Here is a 24,455-nt window from a genome sequence, read left to right as displayed (position 1 = left end):
TTTACCGTTTAACCGGCGTGCGCATGGTGACGAATTCTTCAGCCGCCGTCGGGTGGACGCCGATGGTTTCGTCAAAATGCTGTTTGGTTGCACCGGCTTTCAAGGCAATCGCCAGTCCCTGCACGATCTCCCCCGCCTCTGGCCCTACCATGTGGCAGCCCAGCACTTTATCGGTGTCAGCATCGACCACCAGTTTCATCAACGTACGTTCCTGACACTCGGTCAGGGTCAGTTTCATTGGGCGGAAGCTGCTCTCGAAGATCTGCACCTTGTGCCCGTCTTCGATGGCCTGTTCTTCGCTCAGTCCTACCGTACCGATGTTCGGCAAACTGAACACCGCAGTCGGGATCATGCGGTAGTCAACAGGGCGATACTGCTCAGGCTTGAACAGGCGACGCGCAACCGCCATGCCTTCGGCCAAAGCCACTGGCGTGAGTTGCACACGGCCAATCACGTCACCAATCGCCAGAATCGACGGTTCGGTGCTCTGGTACAGGTCATCGACTTGCACAAAGCCGCGCTTGTCGAGTTTGACCCCGGTATTTTCCAGCCCGAGGTTGTCGAGCATCGGACGGCGCCCCGTCGCGTAGAACACGCAATCGGCTTCCAGCTCACGGCCGTCTTTAAGGGTGGCCTTGAGGCTGCCATCTGCCTGCTTGTCGATGCGCGCGATGTCTGCGTTGAACTGCACGTCCATGCCGCGCTTGGTCAGCTCTTCATGCAGGTGTTTGCGCACAGCGCCGTCAAAGCCACGCAGGAACATGTCCCCGCGGTACAACAACGACGTCTGGGCACCCAAACCGTGGAAGATCCCGGCGAATTCCACGGCGATGTAGCCGCCACCCACCACCAGCACGCGCTTGGGCAGCTCTTTGAGGAAGAACGCTTCGTTGGAGCTGATTGCCAACTCATGCCCCGGAATTTCCGGAATTTGCGGCCAGCCGCCCGTTGCGATCAGGATATGTTTGGCCGTATGACGCTGGCCATTGACTTCAACCTCGTTGGGCCCGGTCAGTTTGGCGTGGCCTTCCATCAGGGTGACGCCACTGTTGACCAGCAGGTTGCGGTAAATACCGTTGAGGCGTTGGATTTCGCGATCTTTGTTGGCGATCAGGGTCGCCCAGTCAAAATTCGCTTCACCCAGGCTCCAGCCAAAGCCGGACGCTTGCTCGAAGTCTTCGGCGAAGTGCGCACCGTAGACCAGCAGCTTTTTCGGCACGCAGCCTACGTTCACGCAGGTACCGCCCAGATAACGGCTTTCTGCTACCGCCACTTTGGCCCCAAAACCCGCAGCAAAGCGTGCAGCACGCACACCACCGGAACCCGCACCAATTACAAACAAATCAAATTCGTAGGCCATTTCTCTCTCCTAGGCAGGCCATCAGCATAATCGCTCCAGCGCGATTGACCAGCGCCGGCAGTTAACGCGAGGCAAATAAACGACAAAGCCACCCGAAGGTGGCTTTGTCTTGCAACGTTCTACACGCAGGCTCTGTTAGTAAGCCTTGCCGGTTTTGTAGAAGTTTTCGAAGCAGAAGTTGGTTGCTTCGATGTAGCCTTCAGCACCACCGCAGTCGAAACGCTTGCCTTTGAATTTGTAGGCAATCACGCAACCGTTTTGCGCCTGTTTCATCAGGGCGTCGGTGATCTGGATCTCGCCACCTTTACCCGGCTCGGTCTGCTTGATCAGGTCGAAGATGTCCGGAGTCAGGATGTAGCGGCCGATGATGGCCAGGTTCGATGGCGCGTCTTCCGGTGCTGGTTTTTCAACCATGTTGCGCACGCGGTACAGGTCATCACCAATCAGGTCGCCAGCGATGACGCCGTACTTGTTGGTTTCTTGCGGGTCAACTTCCTGAATCGCGATGATGGTGCAACGGTACTGGTTGTACAGTTTGACCATCTGCGTCAGTACGCCGTCGCCTTCCAGGTTTACGCACAGGTCATCTGCCAGTACCACAGCAAACGGCTCGTCGCCGATCAGCGGGCGGCCAGTCAAAATGGCGTGGCCCAGGCCTTTCATTTCGGTTTGACGGGTGTACGAGAACGAACACTGATCCAGCAGGCGACGGATGCCTACCAGGTATTTTTCTTTGTCTGTGCCCTTGATCTGGTTTTCCAGCTCATAGCTGATGTCGAAGTGGTCTTCCAGTGCGCGTTTGCCACGTCCTGTGACGATAGAAATTTCATTCAAGCCAGCGTCCAGTGCTTCTTCAACCCCGTACTGGATCAGTGGCTTGTTCACCACCGGCAGCATTTCTTTTGGCATGGCCTTGGTCGCTGGCAAAAAGCGAGTGCCGTAACCGGCTGCTGGGAACAAGCATTTCTTGATCATATGAGTCCTTAAAAGGGCTGTACGTTCGAATTTTGGCGCAGTCTAATCAGGCGGCATCGACGTTACAATGCCCCGAATAGCAAACTGATGCCAACCTAGATGAATTTTTAGCCAACAAGTTCATTAATTACTTATTTTTCAACTACTCATCGACTGAGTGAAGCAGTTAACACGTCGGCACCTGCTCCAGGCAGATTGCGGCCAAACGCCATATCACGAGGCCAACGCCCTCGATTGGCGGTATTATTGCCGCCGTTTTCGATTCTTAAAGGTCCCAGCTTCGATGTCAGCCACAAAAAGCGTCAACGGTTACCTGATAAAAAATGTCAGTTCAAAAGAATGGTGGATGGTCGCTCCATCAGGCGAACACGTCGCGGGACCATTCCCCTCGGAAAAAGCCGCAATCGAGGTTGCCGAAGTCTTTGAAGACCTTGCTGGGCCAGCACCTCGCGGGCGCAGCAAGGATTGAGCATAGACGCTTCTGCCGCCTGAGGGCGGCAGCCTTGTTTATTGGGTACCGACACCTATCAACACGCCATTAATGGTCTGCCCGTAAGCATTCACACCATCATTGGCGTGGTACTTGAGTCGGGTTTTCTCGACCGAGCCTTCTACCAAACGCGGATCCTGCGGCCGCTCATGGGTATTGATGTAGGCGGCCACATCCCACGCTTGTTCATCGCTCAAACTGTTGGCCTTGCCCAGTGGCATGTTGTGTTTGATGAATGAGGCAGCGGTGTTGATCCGGTGCATGCCGGCCCCCCAGTTGTAAGACTCCTTGCCCCACAGCGGCGGCATCACGTAATCAGCGCCAACCTTTTGCCCCTGGCCATTATCGCCATGGCAAATCGCACACTGGTCCTTGTAGACCGCAGCGCCGCGTACCAGATCGTAGCCACCGGCGGGCTGCGCGACATCCGGGTAACCACGCCCCGGCAACTCGACACCCACCGGCGCTTTGGTCGATAACCAATAGGCATACACCGACAATGCGGTGATCTCACGACTGTCGGCCGCAGGGGGTGTTCCGCCATTCATGCTGAACTGAAAACAGCCCTGCAAACGTTCTGCAAAGGTGTTGACCTTGTCGTTCTTCTTTCGATAGGCCGGGTACATCGGGTAAGCACCCCATAGTGGCGCCGAATTGGCCATGCGCCCCTGATCCAGGTGGCAGTTGGTACAGTTCAGGCCATTGCCCACGAACTGCGGGGCTTGGCGCTTGGTATCGACAAACAGCGCATAACCGTCTTTAACCATTTTTCCGTAAGCGTTATCCGGCAGTTCGCTTTCCAGCGGCGGCTGGAAATACTCCGGGCCGTGGCCACTCACCGGTGGGATTTTGATCTGGCTCTGATCGTCCATGGCGATCGTGGCGGCCAGGGCGACAGGGCTCAACAGCATCGACAGCGCGCAAGCAGGCATCATGCTTTTCATGGCGCGATCTCCTTGTGGCCCACGGTTGAGAAATACTCGGCCACGGCTTTGACTTCGTCTTCGCTCATGGCCTTGGCGATATGGCCCATCAAGTCGTTGGGGTCATTCTCGCGCGAGCCATCGCGCCAGGCATTCAACTGCGCCACCAGGTACATCGCAGGCTGATTGGCCAATGGCGGGAAAGCGCTGCCCACCCCTGCCCCGCCCGGCCCATGACAACTCACGCACTCCGGGATTTGCCGATCCCAGGCGCCACGCAATGCCAGCGTTTCCCCCACGCCTTCAGGCATGCTGCTGCGATTGATCGGCGGGACTGACGGCGCCGGCATCGCAGCAATAGCTTGGGTGACCGAGATAATTTCGTCGTCAGTCAAGGCCTTGGCCAGCGGCTGCATCACGGGACTGACCCGTTTGCCACTTTGGAAGTCGTGAAGCTGTTTGCTCAGGTAGTCAGCAGAAATACCGGCTAATCGCGGAAAACCTGCAGGTGCCAGCCCCATGCCATCAGCCCCGTGGCAAGCCACACACGCCAGGGCACCGGGCTGTGCCCCGCCCTGCAGGTAAATGTTGGCAGAAGTTTGCGCCTGTACGCTGTTGAGCGTGAGCAGCACTACGCCGCCCAACAGCACTCGGTTAAGTGGAATCATGACCCACTCCATTATTGTTATAAGTTTAGGCCTAAAAAATATAAGCCTTATGGAGCGTAGGGGAATTCCGACAGAGTCACAACCAATGAGCAAAGGAACCCGGCAAACAGGCATAGAAAAACCTGACGCAGCCTTGAGCCTCTGTCAGGTTTTATGGGGAACGCGGGCGGATCAAGTGCCTGCGTTATTCTCCAGAAATACAATGTGTAGCTGACTGACGAATGTCCCCCGGGCGAACCGGCACATTGGACATGCTTTCATAGACCTTGATGCTGCTGCCGCCTGAACGCTCTTCGATATCAATGACCGCCGTTGGATTGGAGGTCAGCTTTTGCGGCACGATAATTCTCAGCCCATCTTTGTGCGGCTCGATCTGTGGGTCGTTTCGAGTTTTGGACAACTGTTGCACCAGGCATTGAGCATAGGCGTCCGGTTTTTTGCCCGAAATAACATTCAGGGTAGGAATCGTGTGTTCGATATCCGTCACTGAAGCACAGCCACCCAACGCCAGCACCGCCACCAAAACGCCCCACTTCATACAATTCCTCCGTTAAAGACCCTAAGACAGTAAATCTTTAACTTTGCTCCCTGATGTCAGGGAATAAGTTTTCAACAGTGGCCAACTATCTGCCTTTTACGTCAGACTCGCCTGGACCACGGCATAATAAGCGCCTTTAGACCCAAGCTTGGACTAAAGCACGTGCTATCGTGCTGATTTTTTGGCAAAAGCCCCCTTTTTGGAGCCCACATGAAGTTCTTTCACCAGCGCGAGCACCTTAACGAAGACGACATTGTCGTTATCGAGTGCTCCCAGCCCTGCAACATCCGCCTGATGAGCGATGCGCACTTTCGCAGCTTCAAGAATGGCGGGCGCCACTCTTATCACGGCGGCGCATTCAAAGATTTCCCGGCTCGCATCACTGCGCCAAGCACCGGTTTCTGGAACATTACCATCGATACGGTGACTACCCGTGCCATCAGCGTGACCCGCAAGCCCTCGTTCAAGCCTACGATCAAGATCGTACGTCGCTCGACCTCCAAGCTGCGCTAAGCCTGACACCTCTTTAATAGACAGGAAATATTGTGGACACCGTTAAATACGTCATCAAGTACAAGCTCAGCGACGAACGCCGCTTTGACTTTGCCCAGCTCAAAACCGGCAGCGAAGAAGAAGCACGTGAAGCACTGAAAAAGCTCCACGGTGATACCGAGGTATTTACCGACATCAAGGTCAGCAAGGCGCTCTAAGCCCGATGACGCTCGACCTGTTTGGCGAAGAAGACCTGCAGCAGCCTGCCCGGATCGAACGCATCGGTGCGCAGGCGTTTGTGCTTCGCGGGTTCGCCCTGCCGTGGGTCGAGGCACTGTTAAGCGCTCTTGAGGCCGTGTTGCAGCAATCGCCCTTCAGGCACATGCAAACCCCCGGCGGTTTTACCATGTCGGCCCGTTTAAGCAGTTGCGGTGATTTGGGCTGGACCTCGGACGGCCACGGCTACCGCTACAGCCCTGTTGACCCCGTCAGCGCGACAGCCTGGCCGCACATGCCAGAGGCCTTTTTCGACATCGCTGCTGGCGCCGCGAGCGCGGCTGGTTTTGCAGGTTTTGTACCTGATGCAGGGCTGATTAATACCTACAGTCCCGGCGCAAAAATGTCCCTGCATCAGGACAAGAACGAACGTTGTTACGATGCCCCTATTGTCTCGATTTCTCTGGGCCTGCCTGCGGTCTTCCAATTTGGCGGCTTTCAGCGCAGTGACCCGGCGCAGAGGATCTCTCTGTTTCATGGCGATGTGGTGGTGTGGGGCGGCGTCGATCGCTTGCGTTTCCATGGCGTACTGCCGATAAAACCGGGCAGCCATCCAGAGTTGGGCGAGCAGCGCATCAATATCACCCTGCGCAAGGCAGGCTGAGGCATAGCACAGGGCTATATATTTTTTTATATACCGTCTATCTTCCTCTAGCCCGACCAAAACCAACCCAACAATTCGGGCAGCTCACGCTTCTAAAGGAATGGAGTTACGCCATGAATCTTCGCGCTCGACACTTTGCCCCCTCCGCGCTTGCGGCACTGATCGGATGTTTTGCGTTTACTTCAGCGCAGGCCGATGACGTTCAGGTAGCCGTCGCGGCCAACTTCACCGCGCCGATTCAGGCCATCGCCAAAGACTTTGAAAAAGACACCGGGCACAAAGTGATCGCTGCGTATGGCGCCACAGGTCAGTTCTACACCCAGATCAAAAATGGCGCCCCGTTTGAAGTCTTTCTGGCAGCCGATGACAGCACGCCAGAAAAACTCGAAAAAGAAGGCGATATCGTCCCGGGCTCACGTTTCACTTACGCCATCGGCACGCTGGCACTGTGGTCAGCCAAAGACGGCTACATCAATGGCACTGACGAAGTGCTGAAGCAAAACCAGTTCAAACACCTGTCTATCGCCAACCCTAAAGCGGCCCCTTACGGCCTCGCGGCTACGCAAGTGCTGGCAAAACTGGGGCTGACTGACGCGGTCAAAGGCAAGATTGTTGAAGGCCAGAACATCACCCAGGCCTATCAATTCGTCTCGACGGGCAATGCCGAGTTGGGCTTTGTCGCCCTGTCGCAGATCTATAAAGACGGCAAAGTCAGCGAAGGTTCCGCCTGGCTGGTGCCAGAAGCCTTGCACGATCCGATCAAACAGGACGCGGTGATCCTGAAGAAGGGTGAGAATAATCCCGCTGCCAAAGCCCTGGCTGAATACCTGAAAGGCCCTAAAGCGGCGGCCATTATCAAATCCTACGGTTATCAGCTGTAAATGCCGCTCTCGAGTGCTGACTTTGCGGCCATCTGGCTGACCCTGAAGCTGGCGTCACTGACCACGGTCATTCTGCTGCTGGTCGGCACTCCGATCGCCCTGTGGCTCGCGCATACCCGATCACGGCTGCGCGGCCCGATTGGCGCTATCGTGGCCTTGCCGCTGGTGCTGCCGCCCACCGTCATCGGTTTTTATCTGTTACTGGCGATGGGCCCGCACGGCTATGTCGGGCAGCTCACCCAGGCCATGGGACTGGGAACGCTGACCTTCAGTTTTGCCGGGCTGGTGATCGGCTCAGTGATTTATTCAATGCCCTTTGTCGTTCAGCCTTTGCAGAACGCGTTCACCGCCATCGGTCCCAGACCTCTGGAAGTTGCCGCCACGTTGCGGGCCAATCCTTGGGATTGTTTTTTTACCGTGGTGCTACCGCTCGCACGCCCCGGCTTTATCACTGCAGCGATTCTGGGCTTTGCCCACACGGTCGGTGAGTTTGGCGTGGTGCTGATGATTGGCGGCAATATCCCGGAAAAAACCCGCGTGGTTTCCGTGCAAATCTACGACCACGTTGAAGCACTGGAATATGCCCAGGCGCACTGGCTGGCAGGCGCCATGGTGGTGTTCTCATTTCTGGTGCTGTTGGCGCTGTACTCAAGCCGCAAATCTCAAAGCACCTGGAGTTGAACATGAGTTCACACATCACTGTTCGGCTGCAGCTCAGCTATTCCGGTTTTTCGCTGGACCTGGACGTGCAATTGCCCGGTAAAGGGGTGACGGCTTTGTTTGGTCACTCGGGGTCTGGCAAGACCACCTGCCTGCGCTGTATCGCCGGTCTGGAGCGTGCTGAACATGCCTTCGTGCAGATCAATGACGAAGTCTGGCAGGACAGCCACAACAAGCTGTTTGTCCCGGTTCATAAACGGTCACTGGGGTATATCTTTCAAGAAGCCAGCCTGTTCCCGCACCTCTCGGTGCGCGCCAACCTTGAATTCGGCCTGCGCCGCATCCCGCGCCAGGCACGGCGGGTAGAACTGGCCCACGCGGCCGACCTGCTGGGCATCACTCATCTGCTGGAACGTGCCCCCAATCACTTGTCGGGTGGCGAGCGTCAGCGGGTCGGTATTGCCCGCGCCTTGTTGACCAGCCCCAAACTGTTGCTGATGGACGAGCCGCTCGCCGCACTCGACAGCCAGCGCAAGGCCGAGATCCTGCCCTACCTTGAGCGCCTGCATGCCGAACTGGATATACCGGTGCTGTATGTCAGCCACTCGCAGGATGAAGTCGCGCGTCTGGCAGACCACATCGTGCTCCTGAGTGAAGGCAAGGCTCTGGCCAGCGGGCCTGTCGGTGACATTCTGGCCAGGCTTGATCTGCCGCTGTCGCAGGGCGATGACGCGGGCGTGGTAATCGAAGGCACGGTGTGTGAATACGATGCGCAGTATCAATTGCTGACCCTGCAACTGCCAAACAGTACTCAATGCTTGCGGGTTGCCCATGCGCCACTGGCGGTGGGTCAGGCCCTACGGGTAAAGGTGCAGGCCCGCGACATCAGCCTGAGCCTCCATCGCAGTGAACACAGCAGTATCCTCAACAGCCTGCAAGCCACTGTCATCAGCGAAACTGCGGCAGACAACCAAGCTCATGTGCTGGTGCGTCTGGACATCGCCGGTAGCGCCCTGCTGGCTCGTATTACCCGCTACTCCCGTGACCAGCTTGACCTGCAGCCGGGGCAAAGCATCTGGCTGCAGATCAAATCTGTTGCGGTTTTAGCTTGATTGCTTGAGCTCATCACGGCGGCGGACATTGAAGTAACGCACCGTGGTAATCCCCAAGCCCAACAGACCACCGAGGAACAAGCCCAGCACAATGGTCAGGGCTTTTTTCGGCTTGAGCGCGCTGACAGGCGCCTGCGCCTTACGGTCAATACTGACCAGGCCCAACGCGCTCATATCAGTGTTCAAATTACCCAGGCGGACGATCTCTGCACGCAAAGGCTCGATATTTTTCAGGTAGACGTCTTCATTCGCGCGCTTGCCGAGTTGCTCAACCTCGCGATTGACCTCCAGCAACTTCAGCTTTTTGTCGATCTCCAGAACCCTTTTGTCGGTAAAGTCGTCGGAAGTCCGCTTGAGCAACACGGCGCGTTCAGCTTGCAGGGCTTGAGTGCCCAAAAAGTACAGCGGCGTATCCTGGGAGGTGATGTCTGTGCGAATCACCCGTGATCCGCCGCCAGCACTCTCGCCCATTGCATAAGGCGTGGTCGGGCGGGAAATACCCAACGTGCTGGCAATGCTGATGGCTTCGTCCAGTTGATCAATGCGCGCTTCACGCATGGCTTTGAGTTGCAGGCGCAGGGCCTGCAATTCGTCCTTCAAGGTAGCGCGCTTTAACTCATCGTCTTCTTCAAGCGTGGCAATCTTGGCTTCTTTGTCTGACTGGTAGCCCAAACGCGCGGCGCTGATCTTCTCTCTCAGCTCTTTCTGCCGGTTATTAATAATGGTCTTGAGATCAGAACTGATTTGCGCACGCTGGTTATCGATTGCGTAGGCAACAAACCCATTGATGATATCGACACCCAGAACCGATTTGGGATAGGTCAGCTCAAGCTTGATAGACGGGCTCAAGGCATCAGGGTTTTTGACGCCGACTTGGGTCAGGTTGATCGAGTCCCGGTTAAACACCTCAAAGCTTTGTTCAAGCGTCATACCCTCTTTTTCAAGCGGCTTGAACAAATCCTGATGGCTGCGGAAGAAGCTCAGGCGCGTCTCATAGGAATCCAGCGCTGCACCGACTTTCAATAGCGCTTCATTTGGTGGGAGCTTGTAGACCTCTGAACGGTTCAAGGCATCCAGTTCATTAATCTCTGCGGGGCGCAGCACGGTGCTTGCCTGATAAATTGGCTGCACAACCAAGACGTAGCCTAGTGCAATGGCGCCAGCGATTACTGAAGTAGTCGCAATAAATTTCTTTTGCTGCCAAAAAAAAGAAAACAGGTCGACCAGGTCAATTTCGGGGCTAGAGGCTTTAGGCCGCGGATGCTCGGTGTTTTTCAAAAATAGGCGCCTTGTGAGTAGTACATCTTGTTCAGCTGACCTCTTTGATTGAGGCATGAAAGAGCTGAGCAAAAACAGAATAAACGTCTGACAGATTCTTGTACGAAAAGATCCCAATCCATAAGAATCAAGCACATACGATGACAAAATCAAGTAACGCGAAACCACGGGCTGCGCACTTTTTGTGGCAGAGCCTCATAGCCTTTTGTTTTATAAGAGAATTTTTTTACGGCAAAAAAGGATATACCTACAGCACACAATGATTTGTCATCTAAAACCGGTGAGCACGCCAACACGGCATCTTTCAGCGCTCTGTGTAATGATTGCCATCACCAAAAAGCACGCCTACGTGTGGGGTTACAAGAAGCATGGATATTTTTCAGGCGATGCGAGTGTTCGTGCGCGTAGTCGAGACAGGCAGTTTTACTGCAGCGGCTCAGGCGCTGGGCTATTCAACCGCGCAAACTTCTCGTTTGCTGTCTGAACTTGAATCTTCACTACAAGCACGCTTGTTGCAGCGCAGCACCCGTCGCCTGGCCCTGACCGAAGTCGGCATGCGCTATCTGGAACGTTGCCGACTGATTCTCGGAGAAATTGAAGACGCCAATGCTGAAGCCGGAGGGGCGCACCTGATACCCCGTGGCCATTTGCGCGTGCAATCCACCACAGGCATCGGGATTCAGTTGCTGGCCCCCTTGGTCGCCAGGTACGCCGAGCTTTACCCGCAAGTGAATGTCGACTTGACCCTGTCGCAACGCCAGCCAGACCTGTTTGAAGAAGGCCACGACGTGGTCATTACCTTGTCAGCTCATCTGCCTGACTCCGAGCTGGTGGGCCAAGAGTTGGGGCGTATTTACAGCGTGCTCAGTGCCGCCCCTTCCTACCTGGAAAAACATGGCATCCCGCAAACCCCGGAACAACTGAGCGAGCATCGTTGCTTGCACCTTGTCGACCCTTTATTCACCGACAGCTGGACGTTCCGTGATGAACAGGGTGAGCGTTCGATTCGTCCGGGTGAAGTGTTTCGGGTCAACGTGGCCGAGGCCATGGCCAAAGCTGCCGAAGCGGGGCTGGGTGTTTGCCTGATGCCGGACTACGTGAGCATGGCGTCCTACCTCAGCGGCTCATTGGTCCGCCTGCTGCCGCATTACCGCCTGCATGAGAAAAGCATCTATGCGCTCTACCCTTCGCGCCGCTTTCTGGATGCGAAGGTTAAAACGTGGGTCGAGTTCTTGAAAAACGAAATCCCGAAGGTGCTGCAAGAACACCAGGCCATCGTCGATGACCCGGCGCACTGGGCTTGAGCCTCCCTTCCCACTAACGCCGGAACCGCCGCTGTAACTGACTGAAAGCACCCACGTTGCCTGTGCCACGGGGCATTCATACGATGCGATAAGCGCAGCGCCTTGCCCCCAACTGAATGTGTTCCACGCGCTCGACTTTTGCCTGTAGGACCTGCTCGAACACCTGCAATTCTGCCCGGCAAAACCCCTGGCATGCCGTGGCGGCTGCGCAGATCGGGCAGTGGTTTTCCACCAGTATCAGGGCGCCATCCGGTTGCTCGCTGCATTGGGCCATGTAGCCTTCGCGGCTGCGTAACTGCGCCAAGCGCTCGACTCGCGCTTTAAGGCCCACCACACCTTGCATTTCGCGCTCATACAGCGCCTGGGTCTGACGCTCACGGACGTCGATCAAACGCTCTATCGCGTCTTCACCAAAGGTTTCGCGCACGGTCTGCAACAGCTGCACCGTCAGTTCTGAATGCGTGTCCGGAAAACGCGCATGCCCCGCTGCGGTCAAGTGCCAGACCTGCGTCGGGCGCCCGACACCGCGCACCTCTGCCTTGGCCTCTGCCAAACCGCTGGCCGCCAGCTTGACCAATTGTTGTCGCGCCGCCTCCCCGGTGGTGCCCAAATACTCGCCCGCATCACTGGCCAGTTGTGGCCCGCGTGTTTTGAGCAGATGTAAAAGGCGATCCACCGGCGATGACGACGCCGAATATTCCAAGTCATTTCTTGACAAAATAAAGAGCCCCACAGCAATATTCAAAGCAATTGCTTGGCAAATTAACCTAACCCCACGTTTCATGCAATTCGCCGAGCGTTCACAGGCAGTCGCCGCACAAGGAAACATCCATGCAAGCCCAAGACAGCAGTTGGGGAGAATTACTCCTCGGCAAGAACGCCACCCGCTCCATTGCCCTCTCGGGTGGCATTGCGCTTTATGCCACCAACACTTATATCGCCACGACGATTTTGCCGTCGGTGGTCGCTGAAATCGGCGGGTTGGAACTCTATGCCTGGAGCACCACGCTGTACGTGGTGGCCTCTATCCTAGGCTCTGCACTGACGTCCAAATTGCTCCAGCACACCGGCCCTCGCCTGGCGTATACCATCGCCACCTTGATATTTATGGTCGGCGTGCTGATCTGCGCATTGGCGCCGAGCATGCCGATCATGCTGGCGGGTCGCTTGATTCAAGGGCTGGGCGGTGGCGTGCTGCTGGCCTTGTGTTACTCGATGATTCAATTAGTGTTTGAAGAGCGTCTGTGGCCGCGTGCCATGGCGCTGGTGTCAGGTATGTGGGGTGTCGCGACGTTGGTCGGGCCTGCGGTGGGGGGTGTATTTGCCCAAATGGATGCCTGGCGCATGGCCTTTGGTGTCATGGTCCCGGTGAGCCTTGCCTATATCGCCTTGACTCACCGCGCCTTGCCGCCCCGCGACAGTGAAGCCGTTGCGTCTACGCGCCTGCCGGTTGTGCAACTGGTGCTGCTGGCCGCTGCCGTGCTGGCGGTGTGTGCAGGCAGTGTCTCGTCGCTGCCAAGCTGGAACGTGCTGGGTATCGGCGTCTGCGCGGTACTGGTATTCATGCTGATCCGTTACGAATCCAGTGCCTCGGTACGCCTGCTGCCTAAAGACGCGTTCAGGTTCAGTACCCCGCTTTGCGCACTCTACGCGACCACTTGCCTGCTGGTGATCGGGATGAGCAGCGAAATCTTCATGCCGTATTTTCTGCAGCACTTGCATGGTCAGTCGCCGTTGGCTGCCGGCTACATGACAGCGTTGATGGCGGCGGGCTGGACCGTCTCGGAAATCCTCAGCTCCGGCTGGACAGGTCGAGGCCCACAGCGCGCCATCCTTGCGGGGCCGCTGTTTATCGTGATTGGCCTGGTAATGCTGGCAATCACCACGCCCATGGCGGGCCTGGGTGAATGGATGCAACTGGCGCCGATCTGTCTCGGGCTGTTCCTGGTGGGATTTGGCATCGGCCTGGGCTGGCCGCACCTGCTGACGCGCATCTTGCAGGTGGCATCGGAGCGAGACAAAGACACCGCTGCGGCCTCGATCACCACGTTGCAATTATTCGCCATGGCCATGGGCGCAGCATTGGCCGGGGTGATTTCCAACGTGGCGGGCATCAACGACGCGACAGGCAACACCGGCATCGCCAATGCTGCACTGTGGTTGTTCGGGCTGTTTACCGTGGCACCAGTGTTGGCGCTGGTTATGGCTCGGCGGGCTGTGCGCAGTTAACAGATGCTCAAAAGATCGTTCAGATCGGCAGGAGGACCCCGCACGGGTAGCATTGTTGTGGGAGCGGGCTTGCTCGCGATGTGGCCGACAAGGTGTGACTGATACACCGAATTGCCTGCATCGCGAGCAAGCCCGCTCCCACTGGGGATGAAGTGCGTCTTGCAGTCTGCGAAAAGTCACTAAATACGCATACAATTGCCAGCACCTCCGCACTCAAGGCAAGCCGGTCAATTCATGGCGCTCGACCCTCTCACTTTATTGACCCTGACCATCGCGCTGGCCGCTGCCGCCGCACTCTATCTGGCCATTGAATGGCGCAGCGTGCGAGAATCCTCGCTGCTGTTATGGAGTGCAGGTTTTGCCACCATCGCCATAGGCTCGTCCCTTGCGCTGTTACGCAGTATCGGACTGCTGCTCATCGGTATCTGGTTCGCCAACGGCTTGCTGGTGGTGGCCCACTGGCTGTTTCTGCTGGGTGTTGCGCGCTTCACACAAGTGCGTTTGTCGCGCAGTTGGTACCTTATTTTTGCGATCTGGCCCGTACTGTTGCTCATCCCGAATGAGCCGTCATGGTCCAGAGTCATGTTGCTGGTCAATTCGCTGTTGGTCGCTCTCTTGGCACTCAAGGCCAGCTGGTTGTTGCGCCCCCACGGCAAGTCGTTGAGCGTGGGCGCCGTGCAGTTGCGCTATGTACTGCTGATTCACGGGGTGTTTTATCTCATCAAAGCGCTGATCGCAGTGCTTCCGGGCGAGTTTATTGACCTGGCCGCGTTTCGCGGCGAGATCATTCAGATCTCGCTGGTAGAAGGCGCAATGGCGATCATGCTGATAGCCTTGTCGATGACCGGAACCGAACGCTACCGGCGCGAGAAACAGATTGCCCGCCTCGCCGCCCGCGATCCATTGACCGCCCTGTACAACCGCCGAGCCCTCGAAATGCGCGCGCCGCCCTTGCTGAACGGCGTCTCAGCCGAACGACCTGGGGCTTTGCTGCTGATCGACATCGACAACTTCAAACTGATCAACGATCTGTTTGGCCATACGGCAGGCGACCGGCTGTTGATCTCCCTGAGCGAAATGATTCGTGCGGTACTGCCCAAAGACGCACTGGCAGCCCGGCTGGGCGGCGATGAATTCGTGATCCTGTTGAGCAACGCCTCAAGCGAGCGCATTGAAGCGCTGGCCAGCGCCCTGCGCGAGCCGTTTTACCTCGCCACTTCACAAACCTTCGTCACCCCACAAGCGGTGACCCTGAGCATCGGCGCCGAACTCTTCGACCGCCCACCCGCCAGCCTCAGCCAGTTGATCGAACTGGGTGACGCCGCGCTCTACGCCTCCAAACGCGGGGGGCGTAACAGTTTGCGTTTGGTGGACAGGACCACGGCTAATCAATTGTAAAAAACAGCTTAACTACGGGTCTGTGCACTTGAAACTCTACGTTTCAAATTGACGCTGGCTTCAGATTGTCCGGGCATCAGATATCACTGACTGGCAAATCTGAGGCCAGATGTTTGGCAATGACTTGCGAAAAGCCTTGAGCATTAAAACATTCACTCAATGGCAATTATCCAACACTGTTCTTTCGTGGCTTTCTTTTAACATCATTGCGTATGCCTTGCCGGACAGCATCACCCAGAAATAGCACCTGGGTGATTGCTACCTGCACATGGTCCGCCGGCTCTTGTCTGGCGGGCTTTTTTGTCAATGGCACCCGTGCCGCACTCAAGGCTTTACCAGTCAATACGGTCAATTTCTTCTGTGCTCATCGCGCGCCAATCAGTTTCCAGGATGCCGTAGTCATTTCGTGCAGACATGAGGGCCTGATCCAATGAGAACATGAGGTGATCGCCGTCTATCTGCCGGGCCAGGTAATCAATGAAACGAATCTCCATATAGACAGGCGAGTCTTCCCCTTCAACAGTGAGACCAAACAACACAATAGCCGTCACATTGGGTCGCCCCTCACAGGGGTGGCGTACATTCGCAAAAAGGTATAAAGGCGTTTGTGTCATGTGAAAGCTCATAACGGGTTAATTGCGGACCATATTCATGCGCACAGTAGAGGTCGGCAAGTCTGCGCAATAGAACTCACATTTGACACGATGGTCGGATAATTCGCTTCCACAGCTTGAAAACGGGTTGATGCACTAAGGCAGGCGCTTGCAAAAACCAGCGGTAAAACCGTGTATACCCACTATCTGAGGTCGTTATTGATGACAATCACTAAGCGCTGGCGCAGCGTGGCCGAGCGGGCATCGGAGGACCTGTTCGCATGGTCGTCTTTTGTCGCGCAAACCGAATTTTTGTGGCAAGACACTGCGTTGGTCGAGGACGGCGATGCCTGGCAACGCGTCTGGTTTGAACTGGAAATTTTGAACGGGCTTGCACTGGCAGAATGGGATGATCAGGGACGGCCTGATGATTGGTCAAACAGCTGGGCTGCCGGATATAGACAAGAGGCTGCTGCCCTGACAACTGAGTTGCTAAGCTTGCTCGCACCTTAAACGCAACTCAGGCCGTTACGACTAAAAACGACACACCAAACAAGCCTGCGGCTAATCTTGCTCATCCATAAACGGCTCAAGCCAGGCATCGATATAAGGCGCTTTATGCGAGAGGTATTCGCCAATCCCTCCGCGATTGTTGGCCTCCAACTGTAGCTTTATGTCCTGATATTGCTGGCGGATGGTGTCGTTTTCTCGCAACAGGTCGCGAAAGCGCAGCATGCGGTCTATCTGCACATGCCCCGCTGCGCAGACGTGGATTTTATGGGTGCGCACCCCGTCGACATCGCGACGGTAGAAGTGATGCCCCGCAGAAAGATCACTGCCCCGCACGTAGCCCAATGTGTGCAAGAACTCGCTGCGGACCTCTTCATTGAGGTGCTGTGACACGACGACCAACATGTCGATTTCCGGTTTGGCGTAAATCTCGGGTACAGCGGTACTTCCGACGTGATGAATGTCAATCAACTCGGCATCAAAGGCCTGGGCCACGCGCTGTTTTTCAGTTGAAAACTGCAACGGCCATTGAGGATCGTACGGCGAGATTTTACGGGTGAGAGCCACAGGCTTTCCTTGCGTCACAGTCAGAGGCCAGCCATCTTACGGCGCTGAAGTGGCTGAATTATGACGGCGTGCGGCGTAGTAACCATTGAGATGCGCGCCCGCCCGCGTTTAGAGTGGCGCTCTCCTCGTCTGGAAATGTGCGCCAATGGATAACCTCTTGCTCGGCAGTTGCTTGTGCGGCGCTATCCACTATCAAACGTCTACGCCGCCCAAGGTGGTTTCACACTGTCATTGCAGCCAATGCCGCAAAGGCCACGGGGCCGCCTTTGCCAGCTTTTTTAATGTGCTGCGTAACGATCTTGAATTGACCCGCGGTGCTGAAAGCCTCAAGTCATTTGAGTCTTCAGAGTCGGTCTTGCGTCAGTTCTGCGGCGAGTGCGGTTCATCAATGTTTTGGTCAACTTCAAAAGGGCCCTACGCCGACTGGATTTCAATCGCCATGGGTACCCTCGACACAGCCATCACCGGCGCTAAACAAAAGCATATCTGTGTGGCGTCAAAGGCCACGTGGCATGACATTAGCGATCATTGGCCGCAACATCCGTAACGTCAATGGATCAAAGCCGAGACAAGGAAGACCTTATGGCGTTAACACCTGACAAGCATATTGTGGTTATCGGTGCCGGTATCGTCGGCGCCTCGTTGGCGTACCACCTGGCTGACAAAGGGGCGAAGGTCACTGTCGTTGAAGCGGCCGAGATTGCTTCAGGGGTGACCGCAACCTCGTTCGCCTGGATCAACACCACGCACGGCGAACCGGACCCGATAGCCCAACTGCGCCGCGAAGCCATCAAGGAATACCACCGCCTTGAAGCGCAACTGCCAGCGCTGAACATACGCTGGACGGGCGCTTTGTCGTATGGCGAGGGGCTGAGTGAAGTGTCGCCTGCTCACGCTCAGTTGCTGAGCCGATCACAGATTCTCGCCCTTGAACCGAACCTCAAGCAGCCACCACAACAGGCGGTGTATGTGGCGCAAGAAGGCGCACTGGACGCTGTCGCAGCCACCCACGCACTGATCGCAGGCGCTCAGGCGAACGGGGCAAAAGTACTCACGCAAACCCGTGTGCTGGGCTTTAAAACCCTGCACGGCACAGGGACAGCGATTGAAACCTCAAACGGCACATTAGTGGCTGATACCGTGGTATTGGCAGCCGGGACCGGTATTGCCGAGCTGACTCGGATGCTCAACTGCCCCCTCCCTGTGCAAGCTTCACCTTGCATTTTTATCCGCTACCCGGCGCAGCCTGGTCTGGTGCAGACAATCATTTCCAACTCAGCGATGGAAGTCAGACAAGCTGCGGATGGAACGTTGCTGGCGGCAGAAGATTATCTGGACGACAGCGCCGAGAACCAGCCGTCCGCTGTGGCGCAGCGGACGACCAAGGCCATCGAAAGCGAACTTGAAGGCGTGGTTTTATCAGAGCCGGAGTTGGCGTGTGTAGGGCTCAGGCCGATATCGATCGATCGCCTGCCCATCATCGGGTATTTGCCCAATGTCAGCGGTGTGTATGTCTGCACCCTGCACCCCGGCGTTGCACTGGCGGCCATAGTCGGCCGCCTGGTGAGTGAAGAAATTCTGGATGCCAAACTGAGCGATGCGCTCGCACCGTGTCGGCCTGACCGGTTCTGTCTGGACACGCTTCCTCCACAGAAGAGGCCGTGAGCTTCGACGCCACGCTGTCGCGAGGCTTTACGGCTGCTGCGCAGCGGGACGTAGCCTCGCATGGCTCGTCAACTGTTACACGAGTGCTGGCCCTTGAAATAAGGCATCTGTCCGTTTTGCTGAAGCTGTTGACCGGGAGGCCCTGCGCACGGTTGCTAAGCTGGCTTTTTCTTAGCCAAGTAAAGTCGCCCCCCTATGCAAGACATTTCTCGCCAAATAGCCCCCGCCCTCAGCTTTAACGGTGGGTTCGTCGATACCGTCGGGTTTATTGCGCTACAAGGGCTTTTTACTGCTCACGTGACCGGCAACTTTGTCACCTTGGGGGTCAGCATTGTTCAAGGCACGTCCGGCATTATCGGCAAGCTGATGGCATTGCCGGTGTTTGCCCTTGTCGTCGGCCTGACTCACCTCGCCGCGTGCGCGCTACACCGCAGAAACCTGGCTTCACTGCATATTTTGCTGGCAGCTTATGTGCTGTTGCTGTCGGCGTTTGGAGGCCTGGCCGTGTGGTTTGGACCCTTCAGCGACCCGGATTCAGCCATGGCACTTACCACCGGAATGGTCGGCGTGGCAGCCATGGCCATACAAAACACACTGTCGCGTCAACACCTGAAAGCCGCGCCACCGACCACCTTGATGACGGGCAATGTTACCCAGTTGGCGATCGACATTTTCACCCTGCTAACAGAACGCGACGCGCTGGAGCGAGCCCGTGTGCGGACTCGCATGGCGCCCATCACCGTGAACCTGACTGGCTTCACGGCGGGTTGCTTGAGCGCCGCCCTGCTTTACCTGGCCATCGGGCTGTGGAGCCTGCTGGTGCCCATCATTGCCGCGATGTGGGTGTGCTTGAAATCACACCGCGCGGCCACGGTTTGACCCGTTACGGCTTCGCGTTCAATCTGGCATGCACACACGCAAGCGATGCCCGTCCGGGTCCAGTGCTACGAAGGTCAGGCCGAATACTGCACGCGCCAGCGGTTGTTCAATGGTGATACCAAGTACTTGCCAGCGTTGATAGGTGGCTTCAACCAAGACCTCGGTTTCAACCAGATAACCGACTTCCATACGCTGTCCTGTGCCAGCGCTATTGAAGTTCGGCGCCTGCTCTGACCACAGCCCGAGATGTAGCTGGTTAGCTAGCTCAAAGGAAACGAATGAAGGGAAATTACTCGTAGGGGCTTTTTCCAGGAGCTGTTCGTAAAAAGCACGACTACGCGCCGTATCGGCCACATAGAGGATCAGAAGGTTGGGATGGTTCATCGCATTGCCCTTGTGAGGTAAGAGCGCGCAGGTTATTCGACGATGCTGACAAATCATGTCAGCATGCCCGGCATGGCACGTTCAGAACGCTTGTTACTTCTACTGCAAATACTCCGTCGACATCGCTACCCTGTCAGCGGTCATGTGCTCGCTCACGAAACCGGTGTCAGCCTGCGCACGATTTACCGCGATATCACTGCGCTGCAGAGTCAAGGGGCCGATATCCGCGGCGAGCCCGGCATCGGCTATGTGCTCAAGCCCGGCTTCACCCTACCCCCGCTAATGTTTACCGAAACGGAACTGGAGGCTCTGCTGTTAGGCTTGCGGTGGGTCAGCCGCAGAACCGACTCCGGGTTGTCGCACGCGGCGGCTGATGTTGAAAGCAAGATCCGCGCAGTGCTTGAACATAAGAGGGTCGAACAGTTCGACAATACGGCCTTGTTTGCTGGCCCCGGCCTGTCAGATGACGATGACGGGAACACCGCCCAAACGCTGCGCGATGCCATCCGGCATGAGCAAAAAGTAATAATTGACTACACAGATGCTAGTCAAACGCTTAGTCAACGCCTGATACGACCCGTATCCATCGGCTACTTTGACGGTTTTCGGATCCTCGCGGCGTGGTGTGAACTGCGCAGCGATTTTCGGCACTTCAGGCTGGCAAGAATCAGCCACTGCACCACCAGCACAGAGTTCTTTACTGGCCAGGGTGGGTGGCTATTAAGTCAATGGAAAATCCGCAACCGCGAACGCGGAATTAATGAGCAGCCTTTGCCGCACAATCCATGAAACCCACACACTGTGCGACAAAAGCCTCTGATGGCAATTAAGGCCTCAGCAACCGCTCAACGCCACCTGCGGACGCTCGCCGACGAAGAAAAACGGCCGTAGGCGCACGCCCACACTGTTGCCCAGAAAAGCTGCTACCAGCCACACCCAGCCATGCAGACTGCCTGAGGCAATGCCGCTGAAGTACGCACCGATGTTGCAACCATACGCCAGACGTGAGCCGTAGCCGAGCAGCAAACCACCGATCACCGCCGCGAAAAGCGAGCGAGCGGGAATTTTCAGGCTCGGAGCAAAGCGACCGGCCAGCCCCGCAGCCAGCAGCGCGCCGAGGATGATGCCGATGTCCATGACACTGGTGATGTCTTCCCACACCGGTGCCGCCAGCGCCTTGGCATTGCTCGGCACTTGCCAGAAGCCCCAACTGCTGACATCCACGCCCAGCCCGCTCACCGCCTTGGCGCCCCACAAGGCAAACGCTGAGGTGATGCCCCACGGGCGACCGGCCAAAGCCAGCGTGGCGTAATTGAGCAAGGCCAGGCCAATCGCGCCCCAGACCAATGGCCATGGCCCACGCAGGAAGCGGCGCAGCCCTTGGTGTTCGCTGGTCACACTCGCTTCAAGCTGCCCGTGACGGGCTTTTTCGATACGCACTGTAACCGCCGCAATCACCCCGAAAATGGCCAGGCTCAGCAGCAGCGCTGGCACGACCCCCAGACTCTTGACGATGGAGGTGGCAGGCAGCGAAGGCAGGGCAAACCACCAGTCGGCGTGATGGGTGGCGATGACCGAGCCACAGATGAAAAAGAACAGCGTCACCAGCATTCGCGCATTACCACCGCCGACCGTGAACAAGGTGCCGGAAGCGCAGCCGCCCCCCAACTGCATGCCGATGCCGAAAATAAACGCACCGAACACTACAGATACACCCACTGGCGCGACCAGCCCGACCACGGGCTGACCGAACAGCGTGCCGGAGCCCAGCGCCGGGAAAAACAGCAGTACGGCCACCGACAACATGATCATTTGCGCGCGCAAGCCGGCACCGCGCCGGTCATTGATAAACACCCGCCAGGCCGAGGTAAAGCCAAAAGCCGCGTGATACAGCGTTAAACCCAGTGCAGCGCCCACCACCAGCAATAACACTTGGCGTGAACCCACTGTGTTTTGCAGGAACGCTGCGCCCAGTAATAACAAGATAAAAGCCACCAGCGGCGCAAACGACTTGCGCTCCGGTGCGATAGACAGAGAACGGCTCATTAAGAATCTCGGTTTGTTTGATTTGAAGATGTGCGAAGGCGGCCAGTATAAACCGTGAACGTATGTGTACTGTTGTTGATTGACGGGTTGCACGTAGCCTTCTTCCTACAGGGTGCTTGTGCGAAAAGTCTCTATTTAGCCAACACACTGAAAATGCCCTAACTATCTCCTTTGTCATTCGTTTGAAGCACTGACAACTTCAAAAATCTGACAAGGAATCAGTTGCAATGCGTGCTCCCCTCACCCGTTCCGTCACGTTAGCCCTCGGCCTTATCAGCAGTTCGCACTTGCTGGCCGACACTGAGGCCCTGGATGAAGCTGAGACAAAACCTTCCGGCATGGAACTCGCAAGCACCCGCATCAGCGCCCAAGGACTGGGTTCGACGACTGAAGACACCGGTTCCTATACCACCGGCTCGACCAACACCGCGACCAAACTCAACTTGAGCATTCGCGAAACGCCACAGTCGATCTCGGTGGTTACCCGCCAGGAAATGAATGACTTCAACCTCAATACCCTCACTGAAGCCATGCGTCATACCACCGGCGTGGTGGTGCAACACAACGACTCGGACCGGGTCAGCTATTCGTCACGCGGCTATACCATCAATAACTTCCAGATTGACGGAATGCTCAACACCTTCAGCTACATGAAGACTGACGCCGACACCATCATCTACGACCGCATTGAAGTGGTCCGCGGCGCCACCGGCCTGACCACCGGCGCGGGTGACCCCTCGGGGACCATCAACATGATCCGCAAACGCCCGACCCACGAACTGGCGGCCACAGCCGGAGTCAGCGGCGGCAGCTATGACGACTACTACAGTTACGTCGATGTGGGAGGACCACTGGGGTTCGACGGCCGTTTGCGCGGCCGTACCGTACTGGCCTACCGAGACAGCAAGTCGTTTCGCGATAATTACGCACTCAAGCGCGAAGTGGCTTACGGCATTCTGGAGGCCGACCTCACCGACAACACCACCGTGGCCGTCGGTTACGACTATCAGGACAAGCAGGTTCGCGGCTCCTCTTGGGGCACAACGCCCTATTGGACCGGTACTGGCGAAAAGGCCAACCTGGGGCGTTCGACCAATTATGCGACGCCCTGGAGCTCCTGGCCGAAGAAGGACAAAACCGCCTTCGCCACCCTCGACCAGCAGTTGTTCGATAACTGGCGCCTGAAAGCCGCTTATACCCACCGTTCCAGCGACTCCGAAGGCAAGGTGTATTATGCCGGTGGCGGCTTCCCGAACGCAGATGGCACCGGCATGTCGGCCTATAGCAGCCACTTTGCCGGTGACGAAACCATGAGCGCGATCGACGTTAACCTGTCGGGCACTTACGCCCTGCTGGGGCGTGATCATGAATTAATGGTCGGTTACGGCGAAGCCAAGTACGACAACACCTCGCCGCTCTTTATTGGTTTAAACCCTGAGGGCTACGATAGGGTGCCTGACTGGCGTGATATGGGCGCCATCCCGAAATACCGCGACCTTGACAGCGGTATCGACAGCAACCACAGCACCGTCAAACAGAAGTCCGGCTACCTGGCCACGCGCTTTAACCTCACCGATCAGTGGCACGCCGTGCTCGGCACACGTTATGGCAGTTGGAAAAGCTCAAACGTTGAACGCGAATTCGACGATAAAGCACCTGGCGGTGTCAGCTACGATAAAGTCGTGCAGACCCACAACGACATGATCACCCCCTATGCTGGCTTACTGTATGACTTCACTGAAGAGTTAACGGCCTATGTCAGCTATACCGACATTTTCAAGCCTTCTACCAATAAAGATGTCAGCGGCTCGTACCTCAAGCCCGTGGTCGGCAGCGTCTATGAGGTGGGGCTCAAAGGTAGCTTCCTGGAGGAACGCTTGAACCTGACGAGCGCGGTGTTCTGGAGCAAGCAGGATAACGTGCCGGAAATCGACAGCTCCGTGCCGCGCGGCCCGAATGGTGAGAACTATTACACTTCCGGGGGCAAGGGCAACAAAGTCAAAGGCTTTGAAGTTGAGCTTGCCGGTGAAGTGATGCGCGACTGGAACATGATGGCGGGCTACACCTATACCCACTCGCTTAACGCCGACGGCAAACGCATCAATACGGCCTCACCGTTGAACCTGGTCAAGGTATCGACTACCTACAAACTCCCGGGTGAATGGAGCGCGATGACCGTGGGGGCAGCCGTTAACTGGCAGAGCGATATCTACCGTGCCGCCAGTCGCCCCGACGGGACGACAGATGCAAAAGGCAATCCGAACACCTTCAAGGAAAACATTACCCAGAAGTCCTATACCCTCCTCGACCTGATGGCACGCTACGAGTTTGATACCCACGTCTCGGCAACGTTGAACGTCAAAAACGTGCTGGACCAGAAGTACTACGACAACGTCGGCTTCTATAACGGCGTGTTCTGGGGCGAGCCAAGAACCGTCAGCCTGGGTCTGGAGTGGAAGCTGTAACACCAACCATCCAGCCTGTAGGAGCGAGCTTGCCTCGCGATCTTTTGATCTGTTGAACAAAACATATGATCAAAAGATCGTGAGACAAGCTCGCTCCTATCAAACATGAAATAACCCATTGTTTTTTAAGTAAAAAATATTGGTGCGCGAGTTGTACG

The 24,455-nt window shown here is 56.5% G+C and carries 28 protein-coding genes; 16 read left to right on the top strand and 12 right to left on the bottom strand.

Translation table 11 applies throughout. The features are described 5' to 3' along the window. Position 1 precedes the first annotated feature (1 nt). Positions 2 to 1,360 (bottom strand): glutathione-disulfide reductase, encoded by a 1,359-nt coding sequence (gorA, locus tag GHO41_RS10695; protein ID WP_153433538.1) that lies wholly within the window; start codon positions 1,358 to 1,360, stop codon positions 2 to 4. A 135-nt stretch (positions 1,361 to 1,495) separates the two neighbouring features. Then, on the bottom strand, positions 1,496 to 2,335 hold the full coding sequence (galU, locus tag GHO41_RS10690; RefSeq protein WP_048373375.1) for a UTP--glucose-1-phosphate uridylyltransferase GalU: 840 nt from the start codon (positions 2,333 to 2,335) through the stop codon (positions 1,496 to 1,498). A gap of 283 nt (positions 2,336 to 2,618) precedes the next feature. Here galU and GHO41_RS10685 point away from each other — a divergent pair, with 283 nt between their 5' ends. Continuing rightward, positions 2,619 to 2,804 (top strand): hypothetical protein, encoded by a 186-nt coding sequence (locus tag GHO41_RS10685; protein ID WP_153433537.1) that lies wholly within the window; start codon positions 2,619 to 2,621, stop codon positions 2,802 to 2,804. Positions 2,805 to 2,842: 38 nt separating this feature from the next. On the opposite strand, the gene GHO41_RS10680 is transcribed toward GHO41_RS10685, so the two are convergent. The 3 genes from GHO41_RS10680 to GHO41_RS10670 all read right to left on the bottom strand — a co-directional run bounded on the left by GHO41_RS10680 (position 2,843) and on the right by GHO41_RS10670 (position 4,954). Further along, positions 2,843 to 3,760 (bottom strand): c-type cytochrome, encoded by a 918-nt coding sequence (locus GHO41_RS10680; RefSeq protein WP_371928894.1) that lies wholly within the window; start codon positions 3,758 to 3,760, stop codon positions 2,843 to 2,845. A gap of 5 nt (positions 3,761 to 3,765) precedes the next feature. After that, positions 3,766 to 4,416 (bottom strand): cytochrome c, encoded by a 651-nt coding sequence (locus tag GHO41_RS10675; protein WP_153433536.1) that lies wholly within the window; start codon positions 4,414 to 4,416, stop codon positions 3,766 to 3,768. A 184-nt stretch (positions 4,417 to 4,600) separates the two neighbouring features. Next, the gene (locus tag GHO41_RS10670; RefSeq protein WP_048373380.1) at positions 4,601 to 4,954 is read right to left on the bottom strand and encodes a hypothetical protein; all 354 of its coding nucleotides are present in this window, start codon (positions 4,952 to 4,954) and stop codon (positions 4,601 to 4,603) included. Between the two features lie 210 nt (positions 4,955 to 5,164). Here GHO41_RS10670 and GHO41_RS10665 point away from each other — a divergent pair, with 210 nt between their 5' ends. The 6 genes from GHO41_RS10665 to modC all read left to right on the top strand — a co-directional run bounded on the left by GHO41_RS10665 (position 5,165) and on the right by modC (position 8,979). Next, positions 5,165 to 5,467 carry a DUF1883 domain-containing protein gene (locus GHO41_RS10665; RefSeq protein ID WP_153433535.1) on the top strand — a complete coding sequence of 101 codons (303 nt, stop codon included), beginning with the start codon at positions 5,165 to 5,167 and terminating at the stop codon, positions 5,465 to 5,467. Between the two features lie 32 nt (positions 5,468 to 5,499). Further along, positions 5,500 to 5,664, top strand: coding sequence for a hypothetical protein (locus tag GHO41_RS29790; protein WP_088500292.1), 165 nt, complete (start codon positions 5,500 to 5,502; stop codon positions 5,662 to 5,664). Between the two features lie 5 nt (positions 5,665 to 5,669). Then, positions 5,670 to 6,326 carry a DNA oxidative demethylase AlkB gene (gene alkB, locus GHO41_RS10660; protein WP_153433534.1) on the top strand — a complete coding sequence of 219 codons (657 nt, stop codon included), beginning with the start codon at positions 5,670 to 5,672 and terminating at the stop codon, positions 6,324 to 6,326. Positions 6,327 to 6,439: 113 nt separating this feature from the next. Further along, positions 6,440 to 7,207: a molybdate ABC transporter substrate-binding protein gene (gene modA / locus GHO41_RS10655; RefSeq protein WP_153389703.1), complete on the top strand. Its 768-nt coding sequence runs from the start codon at positions 6,440 to 6,442 to the stop codon at positions 7,205 to 7,207. Next, entirely contained in the window at positions 7,208 to 7,888 is a 681-nt protein-coding gene (gene modB, locus GHO41_RS10650) for a molybdate ABC transporter permease subunit (RefSeq protein WP_048373386.1), read from the top strand. Positions 7,889 to 7,890: 2 nt separating this feature from the next. Next, on the top strand, positions 7,891 to 8,979 hold the full coding sequence (modC, locus tag GHO41_RS10645; protein WP_153433533.1) for a molybdenum ABC transporter ATP-binding protein: 1,089 nt from the start codon (positions 7,891 to 7,893) through the stop codon (positions 8,977 to 8,979). Here the strand turns inward: modC and GHO41_RS10640 are convergent. Continuing rightward, positions 8,971 to 10,257, bottom strand: coding sequence for a Wzz/FepE/Etk N-terminal domain-containing protein (locus GHO41_RS10640; protein WP_256678726.1), 1,287 nt, complete (start codon positions 10,255 to 10,257; stop codon positions 8,971 to 8,973). The genes modC and GHO41_RS10640 overlap by 9 nt on opposite strands. Positions 10,258 to 10,625: 368 nt before the next feature. Between GHO41_RS10640 and GHO41_RS10635 the strand changes: the two genes are divergently transcribed. Further along, the gene (locus GHO41_RS10635) at positions 10,626 to 11,561 is read left to right on the top strand and encodes a LysR family transcriptional regulator (RefSeq protein WP_048389839.1); all 936 of its coding nucleotides are present in this window, start codon (positions 10,626 to 10,628) and stop codon (positions 11,559 to 11,561) included. A gap of 76 nt (positions 11,562 to 11,637) precedes the next feature. On the opposite strand, the gene GHO41_RS10630 is transcribed toward GHO41_RS10635, so the two are convergent. Further along, the gene (locus tag GHO41_RS10630; protein ID WP_218580251.1) at positions 11,638 to 12,264 is read right to left on the bottom strand and encodes a metalloregulator ArsR/SmtB family transcription factor; all 627 of its coding nucleotides are present in this window, start codon (positions 12,262 to 12,264) and stop codon (positions 11,638 to 11,640) included. A gap of 128 nt (positions 12,265 to 12,392) precedes the next feature. Here GHO41_RS10630 and GHO41_RS10625 point away from each other — a divergent pair, with 128 nt between their 5' ends. Together GHO41_RS10625 and GHO41_RS10620 are read left to right on the top strand one after the other, a co-directional pair. Beyond that, a complete protein-coding gene (locus GHO41_RS10625; RefSeq protein ID WP_153433530.1) occupies positions 12,393 to 13,790 on the top strand; it encodes an MFS transporter in 1,398 nt (465 codons plus the stop codon). Positions 13,791 to 14,024: 234 nt separating this feature from the next. After that, positions 14,025 to 15,188 (top strand): GGDEF domain-containing protein, encoded by a 1,164-nt coding sequence (locus GHO41_RS10620; RefSeq protein WP_048389835.1) that lies wholly within the window; start codon positions 14,025 to 14,027, stop codon positions 15,186 to 15,188. Between the two features lie 332 nt (positions 15,189 to 15,520). Here the strand turns inward: GHO41_RS10620 and GHO41_RS10615 are convergent, their stop codons facing one another. Next, on the bottom strand, positions 15,521 to 15,802 hold the full coding sequence (locus tag GHO41_RS10615) for a hypothetical protein (RefSeq protein ID WP_241486430.1): 282 nt from the start codon (positions 15,800 to 15,802) through the stop codon (positions 15,521 to 15,523). Positions 15,803 to 16,003: 201 nt separating this feature from the next. Between GHO41_RS10615 and GHO41_RS10610 the strand changes: the two genes are divergently transcribed. Continuing rightward, positions 16,004 to 16,294 carry a hypothetical protein gene (locus tag GHO41_RS10610; protein ID WP_048373399.1) on the top strand — a complete coding sequence of 97 codons (291 nt, stop codon included), beginning with the start codon at positions 16,004 to 16,006 and terminating at the stop codon, positions 16,292 to 16,294. Positions 16,295 to 16,345: 51 nt separating this feature from the next. Here GHO41_RS10610 and GHO41_RS10605 read toward each other — a convergent pair whose 3' ends face one another. Continuing rightward, positions 16,346 to 16,858: a GrpB family protein gene (locus tag GHO41_RS10605; protein ID WP_048373401.1), complete on the bottom strand. Its 513-nt coding sequence runs from the start codon at positions 16,856 to 16,858 to the stop codon at positions 16,346 to 16,348. A 145-nt stretch (positions 16,859 to 17,003) separates the two neighbouring features. Here GHO41_RS10605 and GHO41_RS10600 point away from each other — a divergent pair, with 145 nt between their 5' ends. The 3 genes from GHO41_RS10600 (at position 17,004) to GHO41_RS10590 (ending at position 19,402) form a co-directional block, all read left to right on the top strand. After that, the gene (locus GHO41_RS10600) at positions 17,004 to 17,405 is read left to right on the top strand and encodes a GFA family protein (protein WP_153433528.1); all 402 of its coding nucleotides are present in this window, start codon (positions 17,004 to 17,006) and stop codon (positions 17,403 to 17,405) included. A gap of 5 nt (positions 17,406 to 17,410) precedes the next feature. After that, complete coding sequence (locus GHO41_RS10595) at positions 17,411 to 18,523, top strand: FAD-binding oxidoreductase (RefSeq protein WP_153433527.1); 1,113 nt, start codon at positions 17,411 to 17,413, stop codon at positions 18,521 to 18,523. 195 nt (positions 18,524 to 18,718) lie between these two features. Then, on the top strand, positions 18,719 to 19,402 hold the full coding sequence (locus GHO41_RS10590) for a YoaK family protein (RefSeq protein WP_048373407.1): 684 nt from the start codon (positions 18,719 to 18,721) through the stop codon (positions 19,400 to 19,402). A gap of 18 nt (positions 19,403 to 19,420) precedes the next feature. Here the strand turns inward: GHO41_RS10590 and GHO41_RS10585 are convergent, their stop codons facing one another. Next, positions 19,421 to 19,786 carry a VOC family protein gene (locus GHO41_RS10585; RefSeq protein WP_048373409.1) on the bottom strand — a complete coding sequence of 122 codons (366 nt, stop codon included), beginning with the start codon at positions 19,784 to 19,786 and terminating at the stop codon, positions 19,421 to 19,423. Between the two features lie 42 nt (positions 19,787 to 19,828). Here GHO41_RS10585 and GHO41_RS10580 point away from each other — a divergent pair, with 42 nt between their 5' ends. Then, positions 19,829 to 20,575 (top strand): YafY family protein, encoded by a 747-nt coding sequence (locus tag GHO41_RS10580; RefSeq protein ID WP_218580250.1) that lies wholly within the window; start codon positions 19,829 to 19,831, stop codon positions 20,573 to 20,575. A gap of 45 nt (positions 20,576 to 20,620) precedes the next feature. On the opposite strand, the gene GHO41_RS10575 is transcribed toward GHO41_RS10580, so the two are convergent. Further along, positions 20,621 to 21,832, bottom strand: coding sequence for a YeeE/YedE family protein (locus tag GHO41_RS10575; RefSeq protein WP_153433526.1), 1,212 nt, complete (start codon positions 21,830 to 21,832; stop codon positions 20,621 to 20,623). A 227-nt stretch (positions 21,833 to 22,059) separates the two neighbouring features. Between GHO41_RS10575 and GHO41_RS10570 the strand changes: the two genes are divergently transcribed. Continuing rightward, complete coding sequence (locus GHO41_RS10570) at positions 22,060 to 24,297, top strand: TonB-dependent siderophore receptor (protein WP_153433525.1); 2,238 nt, start codon at positions 22,060 to 22,062, stop codon at positions 24,295 to 24,297. Here GHO41_RS10570 and GHO41_RS30080 read toward each other — a convergent pair. Beyond that, positions 24,269 to 24,455 (bottom strand): hypothetical protein (locus tag GHO41_RS30080; RefSeq protein WP_218580249.1); only part of this gene is annotated, 187 nt, incomplete at its 5' end. The genes GHO41_RS10570 and GHO41_RS30080 overlap by 29 nt on opposite strands.

Origin of the sequence: Pseudomonas sp. FSL R10-0399 (assembly GCF_009600165.1) — a bacterium.
Taxonomy (GTDB): domain Bacteria; phylum Pseudomonadota; class Gammaproteobacteria; order Pseudomonadales; family Pseudomonadaceae; genus Aquipseudomonas; species Aquipseudomonas helleri.
The sequence above is the reverse complement of the archived record's forward strand: the minus strand, read 5'-3'. Positions and strand labels throughout refer to the sequence as shown.

What these genes read in the sequence shown, in the direction of transcription:
- gorA (WP_153433538.1), bottom strand. Translation starts at nt 1,360, where the DNA reads ATGGCCTACGAATTTGATTTGTTTGTAATTGGTGCGGGTTCCGGTGGT.
- galU (WP_048373375.1), bottom strand. Translation starts at nt 2,335, where the DNA reads ATGATCAAGAAATGCTTGTTCCCAGCAGCCGGTTACGGCACTCGCTTT.
- GHO41_RS10685 (WP_153433537.1), top strand. Translation starts at nt 2,619, where the DNA reads ATGTCAGCCACAAAAAGCGTCAACGGTTACCTGATAAAAAATGTCAGT.
- GHO41_RS10680 (WP_371928894.1), bottom strand. Translation starts at nt 3,760, where the DNA reads ATGATGCCTGCTTGCGCGCTGTCGATGCTGTTGAGCCCTGTCGCCCTG.
- GHO41_RS10675 (WP_153433536.1), bottom strand. Translation starts at nt 4,416, where the DNA reads ATGATTCCACTTAACCGAGTGCTGTTGGGCGGCGTAGTGCTGCTCACG.
- GHO41_RS10670 (WP_048373380.1), bottom strand. Translation starts at nt 4,954, where the DNA reads ATGAAGTGGGGCGTTTTGGTGGCGGTGCTGGCGTTGGGTGGCTGTGCT.
- GHO41_RS10665 (WP_153433535.1), top strand. Translation starts at nt 5,165, where the DNA reads ATGAAGTTCTTTCACCAGCGCGAGCACCTTAACGAAGACGACATTGTC.
- alkB (WP_153433534.1), top strand. Translation starts at nt 5,670, where the DNA reads ATGACGCTCGACCTGTTTGGCGAAGAAGACCTGCAGCAGCCTGCCCGG.
- modA (WP_153389703.1), top strand. Translation starts at nt 6,440, where the DNA reads ATGAATCTTCGCGCTCGACACTTTGCCCCCTCCGCGCTTGCGGCACTG.
- modB (WP_048373386.1), top strand. Translation starts at nt 7,208, where the DNA reads ATGCCGCTCTCGAGTGCTGACTTTGCGGCCATCTGGCTGACCCTGAAG.
- modC (WP_153433533.1), top strand. Translation starts at nt 7,891, where the DNA reads ATGAGTTCACACATCACTGTTCGGCTGCAGCTCAGCTATTCCGGTTTT.
- GHO41_RS10635 (WP_048389839.1), top strand. Translation starts at nt 10,626, where the DNA reads ATGGATATTTTTCAGGCGATGCGAGTGTTCGTGCGCGTAGTCGAGACA.
- GHO41_RS10625 (WP_153433530.1), top strand. Translation starts at nt 12,393, where the DNA reads ATGCAAGCCCAAGACAGCAGTTGGGGAGAATTACTCCTCGGCAAGAAC.
- GHO41_RS10620 (WP_048389835.1), top strand. Translation starts at nt 14,025, where the DNA reads ATGGCGCTCGACCCTCTCACTTTATTGACCCTGACCATCGCGCTGGCC.
- GHO41_RS10615 (WP_241486430.1), bottom strand. Translation starts at nt 15,802, where the DNA reads ATGACACAAACGCCTTTATACCTTTTTGCGAATGTACGCCACCCCTGT.
- GHO41_RS10610 (WP_048373399.1), top strand. Translation starts at nt 16,004, where the DNA reads ATGACAATCACTAAGCGCTGGCGCAGCGTGGCCGAGCGGGCATCGGAG.
- GHO41_RS10600 (WP_153433528.1), top strand. Translation starts at nt 17,004, where the DNA reads ATGGATAACCTCTTGCTCGGCAGTTGCTTGTGCGGCGCTATCCACTAT.
- GHO41_RS10595 (WP_153433527.1), top strand. Translation starts at nt 17,411, where the DNA reads ATGGATCAAAGCCGAGACAAGGAAGACCTTATGGCGTTAACACCTGAC.
- GHO41_RS10590 (WP_048373407.1), top strand. Translation starts at nt 18,719, where the DNA reads ATGCAAGACATTTCTCGCCAAATAGCCCCCGCCCTCAGCTTTAACGGT.
- GHO41_RS10585 (WP_048373409.1), bottom strand. Translation starts at nt 19,786, where the DNA reads ATGAACCATCCCAACCTTCTGATCCTCTATGTGGCCGATACGGCGCGT.
- GHO41_RS10580 (WP_218580250.1), top strand. Translation starts at nt 19,829, where the DNA reads ATGCTGACAAATCATGTCAGCATGCCCGGCATGGCACGTTCAGAACGC.
- GHO41_RS10575 (WP_153433526.1), bottom strand. Translation starts at nt 21,832, where the DNA reads ATGAGCCGTTCTCTGTCTATCGCACCGGAGCGCAAGTCGTTTGCGCCG.
- GHO41_RS10570 (WP_153433525.1), top strand. Translation starts at nt 22,060, where the DNA reads ATGCGTGCTCCCCTCACCCGTTCCGTCACGTTAGCCCTCGGCCTTATC.